The 12602-nt window shown below is 46.7% G+C and carries 11 protein-coding genes; 8 read left to right on the top strand and 3 right to left on the bottom strand.

Going from position 1 to position 12602, the window contains the following annotated elements:
• Positions 1 to 62 precede the first annotated feature (62 nt).
• The 4 genes from DW743_RS08540 (at position 63) to DW743_RS08525 (ending at position 4912) form a co-directional block, all read left to right on the top strand.
• Positions 63 to 1850, top strand: coding sequence for a helix-turn-helix domain-containing protein (locus DW743_RS08540; RefSeq protein WP_158568553.1), 1788 nt, complete (start codon positions 63 to 65; stop codon positions 1848 to 1850).
• A 412-nt stretch (positions 1851 to 2262) separates the two neighbouring features.
• Entirely contained in the window at positions 2263 to 3003 is a 741-nt protein-coding gene (locus tag DW743_RS08535; protein ID WP_022461191.1) for a hypothetical protein, read from the top strand.
• A gap of 266 nt (positions 3004 to 3269) precedes the next feature.
• Positions 3270 to 3980 (top strand): hypothetical protein, encoded by a 711-nt coding sequence (locus DW743_RS08530; RefSeq protein ID WP_117761347.1) that lies wholly within the window; start codon positions 3270 to 3272, stop codon positions 3978 to 3980.
• A gap of 323 nt (positions 3981 to 4303) precedes the next feature.
• Positions 4304 to 4912 carry a hypothetical protein gene (locus tag DW743_RS08525; RefSeq protein ID WP_147326134.1) on the top strand — a complete coding sequence of 203 codons (609 nt, stop codon included), beginning with the start codon at positions 4304 to 4306 and terminating at the stop codon, positions 4910 to 4912.
• Positions 4913 to 5002: 90 nt separating this feature from the next.
• On the opposite strand, the gene DW743_RS08520 is transcribed toward DW743_RS08525, so the two are convergent.
• A complete protein-coding gene (locus DW743_RS08520) occupies positions 5003 to 5788 on the bottom strand; it encodes a type III pantothenate kinase (RefSeq protein ID WP_117761345.1) in 786 nt (261 codons plus the stop codon).
• Positions 5789 to 5954: 166 nt separating this feature from the next.
• Here DW743_RS08520 and coaBC point away from each other — a divergent pair, with 166 nt between their 5' ends.
• From coaBC to DW743_RS08505, 3 genes are all read left to right on the top strand, one after another.
• A complete protein-coding gene (coaBC, locus tag DW743_RS08515) occupies positions 5955 to 7151 on the top strand; it encodes a bifunctional phosphopantothenoylcysteine decarboxylase/phosphopantothenate--cysteine ligase CoaBC (RefSeq protein ID WP_117761343.1) in 1197 nt (398 codons plus the stop codon).
• Between the two features lie 204 nt (positions 7152 to 7355).
• A complete protein-coding gene (locus DW743_RS08510; RefSeq protein ID WP_022461123.1) occupies positions 7356 to 8126 on the top strand; it encodes a TatD family hydrolase in 771 nt (256 codons plus the stop codon).
• Positions 8127 to 8211: 85 nt separating this feature from the next.
• Positions 8212 to 10215, top strand: coding sequence for an NlpC/P60 family protein (locus DW743_RS08505; RefSeq protein ID WP_117761341.1), 2004 nt, complete (start codon positions 8212 to 8214; stop codon positions 10213 to 10215).
• Here the strand turns inward: DW743_RS08505 and DW743_RS08500 are convergent.
• On the bottom strand, positions 10197 to 11045 hold the full coding sequence (locus DW743_RS08500; RefSeq protein WP_147345094.1) for an LD-carboxypeptidase: 849 nt from the start codon (positions 11043 to 11045) through the stop codon (positions 10197 to 10199). The two genes, DW743_RS08505 and DW743_RS08500, sit on opposite strands and share 19 nt — an antisense overlap.
• 132 nt (positions 11046 to 11177) lie before the next feature.
• Entirely contained in the window at positions 11178 to 12212 is a 1035-nt protein-coding gene (locus DW743_RS08495) for a threonine aldolase family protein (protein WP_022461126.1), read from the bottom strand.
• Positions 12213 to 12305: 93 nt separating this feature from the next.
• Between DW743_RS08495 and DW743_RS08490 the strand changes: the two genes are divergently transcribed.
• Complete coding sequence (locus DW743_RS08490) at positions 12306 to 12509, top strand: hypothetical protein (protein ID WP_055220935.1); 204 nt, start codon at positions 12306 to 12308, stop codon at positions 12507 to 12509.
• Positions 12510 to 12602: the final 93 nt, after the last annotated feature.

The raw sequence follows: 12602 nt of genomic DNA, 5'->3' as shown, positions 1-12602 counted from the left end.
ATATAATAAAAGTCAAAAAATATAACATATAAAAGAGGACTTATTGAGAAAAAATGAAACAAATGCAAGGAATTGGACAGCTACTGTGGAAACTACGAGAAAAAGAAGGAATACGCCAAAAACAATTATGCATGGGAATTTCTTCTTTGTCGAAATATGCAAGAATTGAAGCGGATCAGCAGGAAATAGATTTTTTCCTGATTGATCGAATTATGGGGCGATTAGGAAAATCAGTAGAGCGACTTACTTATATATTGCCGATGGATGTTTATAAAATTTATGAATTACGACAGGAAGTTCAACAAAAAATATGTCAAAGAAAATGGGAAGAAGCAGAACAATATCTGGATGAATATGAAAAGAACAAACGGGCAAAAGAACCATTGCATCGACAATTCATAGAACAGGAACGTGCGCAGATTGCGTGGCTGCGCGGAGAATCGGTAGAACTGGTTTGTGAGCATCTGGAAACGGCAATTCTACAAACAATGCCGGAGGCAGAAAACCAAAGAAAGACGGGAGTTTTAAGTGCTGAGGAATATAAATTACTTCTTTTTAGGTGGGAAGTCTGTCAAGAAACAGAACAAAAACGAGCCAAAGATGAAATTAAAGCGTTAGTAGAAGAAATTTTCCGAAAAAATTTTGAAAAGACAGAACGAGTAAAAATAATTCCGTACGCAGCACTTTTAATAAGTAAAGTGATAGAAGAGGGTGAAAATACTACATATATAAAAATGAGAACAGAAGAAGCGCTGGAAGCGTTAAGAGACGAAGGAAAGCTACTTTATATGCCGGAAATTTTAAGTCAGTATATACGAATTTTAGAGAAAGAACAGTCAAATGCGGATTTTATTGAAATATTACGTCAGGAACAAAAATGCATATTAGAGGTAGAACATGATTATAATGTGTCGTTTGAGAATTATCGTTTGTTTGAACATGTAATTCGGAATTTTGAGGTGGATGCCGAATTAATTCGAAGAACGAGAAGAGCATCCAAACTCACACAAGAATCGTTAAGTGAGGATATTTGCACACAGGAGACACTGGCGCGGATAGAAAACGGAAATCAGCAGCCGCGAAGTGAAAAGCTTTGGCAAATTATGGAAAAAATGGATAGAAATGGAAAAAGAATTGAGACAGGAATTCAGGTAGAAGAATATGAAATATTAGAATTAAAAATAGAATTTTCAAAATATATGCATCGTAAAGAATATGAGAAAGCGGAAAAAATACTTTTTGAGATTGAAAGTAAGATAGATCGTAGTGAGCCAGAAAACAAACAGTATGTAGAAGTTGGAAAAATACAATTAAAATATCATAAACATCTAGGCAATTCAGAAGAACTTGTACAGCAACTAAAAGCATTGTTAGAGATAACATTGAAATTTGAAGATGTATATAGAACAGAATATGTATTGAATCGCCAGGAAATCAGTGTTTTGACAGAAATAGCACTTATTTATTGGGGGAAAAAAGATTATCAAATGGCGTTGGAAATCTATCACTTTATAGACGACAGATATAGTGATAGCTGTATAAAGCCAGTATTTCATATGTTAGATTGGAATATGAATATAGCGAATTATGCAAGAGCACTGGATGAATTAAAATATTTTAAGGAGGCTATGTGCACATGTCAAAAAGCTGTTCAGCAGATGCTGTATGCAGGCAAGGGTGCATCTTTAGGATATTGCTTGATGATTCAGGCGTGCATTATGGAAGAAGAAGGAAAAGAAGTATGTAAAAAATATTTTAAACAAAACTTGAATCTGCTCAAGCTGTATAAAATGGATGCAGATTACAAGGTAATGAAAAATTATGTAGAGGAAAGAAATTTGTTAAATTAATGATCATTATCATTTGGAGGGAGTGGAGCTGAAGTTGTTGAAAATGGTGGAAATTTGGGTGCAGGAATAGTAATAGTTATATGAGAAAATATTAGGAAGATAAGTAATAATTTTTTGAATGTTTTTTTCATAGAAGATCTCGCTTTCGTTAAGTAAAATAATATATCTATAAAATATATGAAAAAAAATAAAAAGTTTATGATGTTAGATGGTTTTTTTTATTTTCATTTAACATCATAAACTTTTTGGGCTTTTAAGTGTAATATAAGACTATAAAGAAATGTGAAAAACTGAATCCAGGCTTTAAATGAGCCTAGGCTAACAGGCAAAATGAAGGAAGGAGAAAAGTCCAATGCAGAAGAGAATTAATAGCAGTGATTAATTTTGCAAATCGAAAGAGAGGGAGTTATTTATGCAAGAAAGATTGAAAAATGCGTTAACAGCAATCGGCTTCTGTATGTTAGCTTTGGTGATGACTAGTGTATTTGCTACAACAGTAAAAGCAGAAACAAATGCAGAATTAAAAAACAGAGTGTATGAAGAGGTTTTAAACAATCACATCACGAATGAAAGTGACGTAATTAAGGTTGCAATTGAACAATATCAGGAAAAACAGATGAAGACCCGCGCCATTGATGCAAAGCCGGATGATTATTTGTCAATCACACAGGTAGTGGATGAAAATGGCAGCGAGCAGGATATTATTTCAACGGGTTTGTTGATTGTAGACGAGCATCAGCAAAGAGTAGCAATCACTGATATTGTAAGCAATACGGGGCAGCTTAGCCAGTACAGCATTTATGCAACCATGAAAGTATCCGTGACAAATGACCGTCAGGCATTAAAGGTACGAATTAATTGGTTTGAAACAACACTGAACTACGGAACCTCTATGAAAGCAAGTAGTTTAATGCAGACATCCAAATATTCACCAGAGGTGGGATTCCAGTATGATGATATTACAAAAACAATTTCAAATCCTGCTGGAGGAACCCCATATCACTATACTCCAAATAATACGCAGATGATTACATATTCGACTTTAGAGTGTGGACGGTCCTGTCGTTCGTATATTAAAGCTGGAACCTCAAGTTTGAATATTGCTTATTGTGTTATATCTTCAGCCCCGGGAGGCCGCTGGGAGAGAGCTTAAGCAAAACTCGATTATCAGAACAAGCGAACTAATTGAAAATAGACGCTCCCCTTGCGTTATAGATACTAGGGGAGCGTTTTTAAATAGCGGTAGAGAATTTCTATAAGGGATGTTGTTGCTTTTTCTTTGATTTAAATCGAATGCATAAGAAAAATGTAAGAAAATTTTCACCAAACGTCATAGATTTTCAGAAGAATATATGGTAGTATAGGGCTAACAAAAAAGTATGTGAAAAAAATAACAAAGCGGAAAGGAGATGCAGGTGTATGAATAAAAAATTAGCAGGTATTTTTGCAATGTGTGCTCTGTTGCTGACTGGATGTCAGGGAGCGAAAGAGAGCAGCAAGGAAATTACGCCGCCGGATACCGGATGGGGGAAAACGGTGGATGAAGTGCTTGCCGACTGGAATCTGGATCGGGACCAGGTGGAAATTTTCTCCGAAACTAACAGTGCAGCCGCGATCGCAGTAGATACAGAAGCCACTGTTTTCGGCGAGCAAACTTCCAGAGTCATGTTTCAGTTTATCAACCTCGATCAGACCGGAGCGACGGGAAAACCGGTATTGTGCGAAGTAGACATCACCTATCCGGATGATGCCGATATGGATACCGTGAAAAAAGAAATGGAAAAATCCTACGGAAGTTCCAAAGACTCCATTACCCGCTATGAGCTGTACCAGTCGCTGGGCGACGATCAGCTCCCGGAATACACTTACAAAAAAGCAGATCAGCTTGCCGTCTGGTCCGGCGAGAGCCTGAAAGATGCGATTCCTTCCGATAAGAGCACCGAATACGAAACCGCCTGGGAAGCATACCAGCCTGGCCTTACTGCCGACAACTGGGAGAACTACACCGAACAAGCAAGCATGGCAACCGCCGTATGCGCATCCGGCGCAGAAGCATTTCCAATGTTTGAAAAAAACGGTGTCAGCCTCGAAGCTTATCCGGGACTGGTATATGAGCAGGTGAAAAAGTAATATGAAATGTAACTATTCAGAGCCATGCGAAATGGAAGAAAATCGTGAATCATGCTTGCATGAATGAACGGTTTTCTGGAATTTCATATGGCGAGAAGCAACATCGAGATGCAGCGCAAGCGGAATCGAGATGGGGTTCTGAATAGTTACTATGAAATAAGAAAGTCATAAACTCCCGGCAGTGCCGGGAGTTTTTCCGTGCATAGGGAGAAGGAAAAGAGTGTGTCCCGGAAAAATTCATGATATACTGAAAAGAGAAAATTCAACTTTTGGAAGGTTCCCGGAATGTCTGTTTTGGAAGAGAGGTGATTTCCTTGAAACGTATGAAAAAGAGAAAAATCACTGTGTTAGCTGGAGTGATCCTTTGCGTGATTGCAGGATGTCTGGTAAAAAGAATGACGGCGGTGTATACACAGAAAGAAAATCCCATTGGTCCTGAGCGGGGTACGACAGATGTTTTCCTGACGGCAGCAGATTTCATCTCAGAAAAATCGGATCAGGAACTGCTGCAGGAAATCGAAACCTTTGATACGGACAAAGCCGAGATGATTTATCTTTATATCCCGGAAGACACCGGAGCCGGAATGTCCTTTGCGATCACGCGCGAGGATCATCCGGAGGAGATGGACGAAATTCTCTCGACCATTTACGGAGAAAAAATTTCCTGCCAGAAGCCAAAACAGGTATTCAACATGACAGAGAGGATTTTGTATGATTATAACTGGTATGTTCTGATCTACGATCATGAGATGAATCAGATGGCGCTTGTATTTCTGTATTCCGATGATGTGATTGTATACAATGGTCATGTACTTCAGACAACAGAAACGTATGATGAAAGCATTCGCCCGTGTATTTTAAAACTGAAAGAGGAGAATCAGGAAAAACTGAAAAGCGGAGAGGCAACACAAAGAAGGGTTGCGATTCCATAGAAAAATAGAGAAAAGCGTGCCTGGAGAACAGACACGCTTTTTAACGTCATGCAGAATGAAAAAGTCTGATGAATATTTGGAAGTACGATTTTAATTTGCACAATTCCGCTCACACAGGAACGCCAGCCCTTTCAGCAGAAGGTTCGGGTCATAGATATGAGGATGTAAAACGAGCGGTTCGACGAAGCGTGCCGCGCCGCCGGTGAGGATGAGGGTGGCGGGGGAGCCGAGTTCGGCTTCGATGCGCTGGACCATTCCGTCGAGCATCGCGGCCATGCCGACGATGGTGCCGGAGAGAATGCATTCTTCGGTGTTTCTGCCAATGATGCGTTTCGGGATCTGGAGGTCGAGCCGCGGGAGCTGGGCGGTCCGCTCGGAGAGGGCGCCAAGTCCCATATCGAGTCCCGGTGCGATGGCGCCGCCGCAGAAGACGCTGTTTTCCCGGATGACATTGAAGGTCGTCGCTGTTCCAAGATCCACGGTGATGACCGGCAGCGGATAATGTGCGGCGGCCCAGGCTGCATCAACGAGGCGGTCGCGGCCTACTTTTTCCGGTTCCGGGATGGAAAATGTCATGCCGAGATCACTTTCGGATGTGACGAGCAGCGGTTCTGTGCCGAACAGATTACGGACACATTCCTGCAGAAGCGTCAGAACCGACGGAACAACGCTGGAAATGATGACGCCCCGAAAGTCGGACGGGGAAAGATTCTTGTCTTCAAAAAGCTGCTCGATCGCAGATTCATACTGGCTGACAGACCAGGTGTGGTTGATGTCAATCCGGGCTGTGAATTCGAGGGAATACGCTTGCTGCGGTGCGATCCGGACGCCGCCGAGCGTAACGGTTGTGTTCCCGATATCAATGGCTAAAATCATAAAAATACCTCGCGATTATTTTAAAAGTAGAGCTCTTTTGTCCTTTTATTATAAAGCCTTTTTGCGTCAATGGCAAACAGGATTGGTTGTAATCTGTTTTTCTGTCTGCTATACTTAAAACTATCATAGGAAAAAAGTTGCTTCGAGGCAGCAGAACGGAGTTACAATGGAAAATCTTGACGGAAAATGTGTTGTACTTGGTGTGACGGGCGGAATTGCCGCCTATAAAATGGCAAACGTGGCGAGCGCTCTTCGGAAAGCCGGAGCGGATGTGCATGTCATCATGACCGAAAATGCGACGCAGTTCATCACCCCGCTGACGTTTGAAACGCTGACGAACAATCGCTGCGTGGTCGATACGTTTGCGCGTGATTTTAAATATGAGGTGGCGCATATTTCACTGGCAAAAGCAGCAGATCTGATTCTGATTGCTCCGGCTACCGCCAATGTGATTGCGAAAATGGCGCATGGTATTGCAGATGATATGCTGACCACGACGGTGCTCGCATCACGGTGTAAAAAGCTGGTTGCACCGGCGATGAATACGGCGATGCTGGAAAATCCGATTACGCAGGATAATCTGGCGACGCTGAAAAAATACGGCTTCGGCATCATTGAGCCGAGCGTGGGAATGCTGGCGTGCAAGGATGTCGGGAAAGGAAAACTGCCGGACCCGGAGGTGCTGCTGGATTACATTGCGATGGAACTGGCGCGCGAAAAAACGCTTGCCGGTGTGCGCGTTACCGTGACCGCAGGCCCGACGCAGGAATCCCTCGATCCGGTGCGGTATCTGACGAACCACAGCAGCGGCCGCATGGGATACGCGATTGCGCGGGAGGCGATGCTCCGCGGCGCGCAGGTGACGCTGATTTCCGGCCCGGTTTCATTAGCCCCGGTTCCGGGCGTTGCGATGCGACCGGTGACGACGGCGAAGGATATGCTGGAGGCGGTGCAGGAGACATTGCCGGAGACAGACATTCTGATCAAGGCGGCCGCAGTTGCCGATTACCGGCCTGCGACAGTGGCGGATCAGAAGATCAAAAAGCAAGACGGCGACATGAGTATTCCGCTGGAGCGCACCGATGATATTCTGGGATGGGTGGAAAAGAACCGTCATCCGGGTCTGTTTGTGTGCGGATTTTCGATGGAAACGGAGAATATGGTGGAAAACTCGCGCGCGAAGCTGGAGAAGAAGCATCTCGACATGATCGCGGCGAACAATCTGAAGACGGAGGGCGCCGGCTTCGGTGTGGCGACGAATGTGGTGACGCTGATCACGAAGGACGGCATCAAGGAGCTTCCGCTGATGGGAAAAGACGAAGTGGCTGGCTGCCTGCTGGACGAGATTGCGGCACGGCGGTGATCTTATCGGAATCCGGCATATTTTTTCGTTTCCTGGTTGACGCGGGAAAAATGAATGCGTTATAATAAGCACAGGCGCAGCGGCGCACTTTACTTTTACGAAAACAACGAACGATAGGATAGATAAACGTGGAAACGGAAACAGGGGAAGGCTATGCAGAGCTTTCTTCCGTTTCTGTTTCGTTTTTTTAGGAGAAATTCGGATATGATATTTGAAACACATGCACATTATGACGATGAGAAATTTGATGAAGACCGCGCAGAGCTGCTTTCCTCGATGCAGGAAAACGGAATCGGGCGTATCATCAATGTCTCGGCAAATCTGGAATCACTGGAAAATACAAGAAAACTGATGGAAGCGTATCCGTTCATCTACGGCGCGTTCGGCCTTCACCCGGATGAGGTGGGCGATCTGAACGAGGACGTGATGGCGCGGATGCGGGAACTCTGCCGCATGGAAAAGGCGGTCGCGGTCGGTGAGATTGGCCTTGACTATTACTGGGACAAGGAGAATCATGAGAAGCAGGAATACTGGTTCCGCCGTCAGATTGCGCTTGCTCGGGAAGAAAAACTTCCGATGATTATTCACAGCAGGGAGGCGGCGGCCGATACGCTCCGCGTCATGAAAGAAGAAAAATCGGAGGAGATCGGCGGCGTCATTCATTGTTTTTCCTACTCTGTGGAGATGGCAGAGGAATACCTGAAAATGGGATTTTATCTTGGCATTGGCGGCGTGGTGACGTTCAAAAATGCAAAGAAGATCAAAGAAGTGGTTCAGATGGCTCCGATGGAGCGCATTCTGCTGGAAACAGACAGTCCGTATCTGGCACCGGTTCCGTACCGGGGAAAACGAAATTCATCTCTGTATCTGCCGTACGTTGTGCAGGAGATCGCAGAACTCAAGGGAATTTCGGAAGAAGAAGTCATTGAGACGACAGAAAAAAATGCGGTCAGACTGTTTCGAGCAGAGGAATAGGAAGCGATACCAGAGGTGTTTCTTCTGTTTTATTTGTTCGGATCAATTCCGTCTGGCCGGACAAATTGAATAGGAGAAAGCGAAAATGGTTGATAAAACAATGATGGGCGACAAATGCGCCGAGCTGGTGCGCGCCGCGATGATCGGTGCGCTCGCAGTGACACTGGGAAACCCGACAGCCGTTTATGCAGCAGAAGAGGAAACGGCCGATCCGGGACAGATTGGAATTGAGATTGCAGGGGAAGCAGCCGTTGGGGCTGCTTCTTTTTGCGTGGAGGAAGATGCGGCGGAGGAGGCACCTGCGGAAGCGGAAGAGGTGACAGAACCGGAAGGTACGCAGAATGATGAGATGGAAGAGGAAAGTGGATCCGAGGGAAAAGAAGATGAGACAGTCCCGGAGGAACCGGAACCGCAGGAGCCTGACGGCGGAGAGAATGCAGGAATGACGGAACCGGGAAAAACGGGCGAGACAGAACCAGAGGGGCCGGAAAATGCAGAACCGGGAGAGGCAGGCGAGACAGAGCCAGAGGAGCCGGAAAATCCAGAACCGGGAGATCAGGGAGACATGCCGGAAACACCGGGAAACAGTGAAATGGATGGATCGTGGCCGGGCGAAGGGGAAGATATTTCCAACGATCCATGGCCGGGGCAGGAAGAAATCGGCGGCGGAGATGGGGAGCAGATGGAACCGCCGGAGGAAGAAAACGGATCTGCAGGAAGTGATGATGCAACTGGTGGGGACAAGACGGCAGAAGTCTCTTCGGATTCTGATTTATCACAGTCTGCGGAACCGCCAGCCGCCGAGGCTGAACCCGTCTTTTCGGCAGAGCAGGAAGCTGAGCGCACGCGGGAAAGCTACAGTGAGTGGCAGGCGGCAGAAGCTGAAAAAGTCACGATTTCCCGTATGCCGTGGCTGTTTCATACGGTTGAAAAAACATATGCTATCGCCGATGTGAATTCCTGGCTTCACGTCCGCGAAGGAAAAGGCACAAATCAGAAAATCGTCGGAATCCTGCCGAAGGGAAGCCTCTGTTATATTTTAGCGGATGCGGATTCTGACTGGGTTTATGTGGAATCCGGCGATGTCCGTGGATTTGTCTGCGCGCGGTATCTCCTGCGCGGAGAAGAGGCTGAAAAAGAGGTAAACCGTTGGCAGGAGGAAAGTTTTCCCATGGCGGAAATGTGGGTGAAGCCATGGAATAATAAGGCGTACACCTATACATATGCAACGACGAGAACACTTCTTTCTTCTGACGAAGCGCGCGGCGAGGTCCTGCAGTACGCGAAAAAATTCCTGGGAAATCCGTACGTCTGGGGCGGGACGAGTCTTACAAACGGCTGCGACTGTTCCGGCTTTGCCCAGCAGATTTTTGCTAATTTCGGGTATACCCTTCCGAGAACCTCACGCCAGCAGGCGAAAGCTGGAACACGCATTCCGGTGCAGGAGGCAAAGCCTGGTGATCTGCTGTTTTACCAGCGGGAGAGCGGGTTTATTTACCATGTCATGATTTATCTCGGTGATGGAAAAGTAATCCACGCTGGAAGCGAGGCGACGGGGATTCTGATTTCAGATTTTAACTATGAGAAATCGACAGAATTTGCTGTGCGGGTGATTTCGAAGGAAATGCGTGAGAGCAAAATAGAAACGGGAGATGTGGATAATGGGAGAAAAGAAGGAGACTCTGTGGATAACCAGACAACAGAAAACGGGAATGGTGGAAAACAGAAGGCGGGAGCAGAAAATGTGCAGAATACAAGTGCAGAAAACAGTACCGCAGGTGATCGGTTGGAAAGCGCTTCGGGAAAATATCTCGGCAATTTTAAACTGACCGCTTACTGCAACTGCGCCGTCTGCTGTGGCCGCTGGGCGGGCGGCCCGACCGCATCCGGAAAAATGCCGGTGCAGGGCCGGACCATTGCAACCGGCGTTCTGCCGTTTGGAACGAAGCTGAATATCGGCGGAAAAATTTATACGGTCGAGGACCGCGGCACGCCGTACGGCCACATTGATATCTATATGGAACGCCATGCAGACGCAGAGGAGTTCGGCGTGCGCTACGCGGATGTATATCAGTCAGAAGAAATCTGATAAAATTTGCCGATCACGGCGGCATGTGCATCCGTGCCGTGGCCGATATACGGAGTCCTTGCAATCGGGAGATCCGGTCCGGCCGCCTGGCGGACAAGCTGCGGCATATCCGGCGTCAGCTGGTCGCGTTCCATCTGGGAAAATGTTCCGAGGAGAATACCATTGATCTGTTCAAAGGCATGCATCATTTTCAGCTGGGACAGAAACGTAACCATCTGCGGAACGCCGCCGCCCATGGCTTCGAGGAGCAGGATTTTTCCGCGGAAATCCGGCTGAAAATCCGTTCCGGCGAGCTTCAGAAAACAGCGGATATTTCCGCCGATCATCACACCTTCCATGTGATCGCCCTGCAGAAATGTGCAAGGGAGGTCGAAGAGGCTGGGAGACTGCCCGGAAAAAGCGTTTTGGAACAGAGTGATCTGTTCGGCGCTGTGGTCGTACAGCAGATTTCGAACCTGATACAGCATCGACTCATTTCCAGTCGCAGTCGTGACAGCATTGACAATCGTTGTGAGATCACTGTATCCCCAGAAGCGCTTGCCGGAGGCGGCGATGACAGAAAAATCCAGATACGGCAGAATTTCATTCGCCATATCGCCGCCGGAAACATCAAAAATATCCGTGATTTCTGGGTCACAGTAAAGGTTCATCAACGCATCCGCCCGCTCCGCGCCCGTGCCGGAAAAGCTGGAACCGTTGTCGTAGAGGCAGGGGCTTAAAACAGGATCGAAGCTCAGCTCCCGCAGAATCTGACAGAGACGCGCCAGATCGGCGGAAAAGGAAGGATGCATGGGGTTGGAGCAGGCGGTAATACCAATTTTATGAGACATAAAGATTCCTTTCTCGGAGTAAAACAAGGCAAAATCTGCATTTTCGTGGCACACCGGTACAGCTTTTTCTTTGAATTTGCAAAGCAGATTTAGAGATCGCCGGTGTTTGTAGAATGCCGTTTTGGACAAAAATTATAAAGCTTTGAGGTCATCAATCAGTGTCTGCACTTCCTCTTCCGTCGTTGCCCAGCTGGTGCAGAACCGCGCAATATTTCCGCCGTCCGCGGATTTCCCCATTGGCTCGAAAATATAGCGTTTTTCCAGAGTTTCCTTCTGCGCATCGGTGAGAATCACAAACTGCTGATTCGTAAAACTCTCCACCCAGAATGGAATCCCCTGCGCCGCAAATGCTTTGCGGAGTTTCATGGCAAGTTCATCGGCGCGGCGTGTCGCAGTGAAATAAAGATCATGCCCCAGCAGGCAGTGGAACTGCAGTCCGAGCAGCCATCCCTTTGCGAGGACAGCGCCGTTCTGTTTCATGTAGGCTTTGAACCGCTTTTTCAGCGAGTCAGCTGTAAGCACAACGGCCTCACCAAACAGCGCACCGCATTTCGTTCCGCCGAAATAGAAAACATCTGTGAGAGCAGCGAGATCCTCGAGAGAAACATCATTCTTCTCTGATCCAAGCCCGTATCCAAGCCGTGCCCCGTCCACAAACAGATACATATCATACTTCCGGCAGACCTCGTGAATCTTCGTCAGCTCCTGCAGCGAATACAGCGTTCCCTGCTCAGTCGGAAATGAAAGATATACCATCTTCGGCTCCGTCAGATACTCCGGCTCACCGCCTTCATAATAAGCCGCCGCACACGCCGCAATCTGTTCCGCCGAAATTTTACCATCCGTATTCGGCAGCTCCAGAATCTTATGCCCGGTATTTTCAATCGAAGCCGCCTCATGGCAGTTAATATGTCCGGTATCCGCCGCAATCACACTCTGCACCGGCGAAAGCGCTGCCGCCGTCACAATAAAATTCGCCTGCGTCGCCCCCGGAAAAAAATGAACCGCCGCATCCGCACAACGAATCTTCTCCCGAATCAGCTCCGCAGCCTTCTCACACCATTCATCCTCCCCATATCCACCATAACTGTTCCCATTAATAGCCCCCAGCGCCTCCAGAATCTCCGGGTGCGCACCGTGATTGTAGTCATTATTAAATCGTATCATCAGTTTATGTTCTCCTTAATTTGAATTTGAAAAATGCTGTTTCCATTATACGGCATCTGAAGGAAAACAGCAATTGGAGAACAAAAAGAGAAAATGCAAAAAAATGCAGAAGGAGGATTATCTGCATCGTACAATATTGGAGCAAGATATTTTATCCGTGAAATTTTAAAACCCTTACCGGCAACGGAAAGGTCTTTGCTGGAGGCAAAAGTTCCTGCAGTAAAGAGTAGAACCTCATGTGTTTATGCGGATTTGAGAGACTTAATTTCAGAAATGGAACTGCGAAAAGCAGCATAAACACAGGCGGATATACCGTGGACTACCTGTTATGTGGAGACCTGCCGTATCTGGCATGGAAGAAGCGCGTATCCGCGCAAGATCTAAGAAACA

It is taken from the genome of Blautia sp. AM28-27 (assembly GCF_003480905.1).
Lineage (GTDB): Bacteria > Bacillota > Clostridia > Lachnospirales > Lachnospiraceae > Fusicatenibacter > Fusicatenibacter saccharivorans.
Note: the sequence above shows the minus strand (reverse complement) of the source record. Positions and strands in the feature narration are given on the sequence as shown.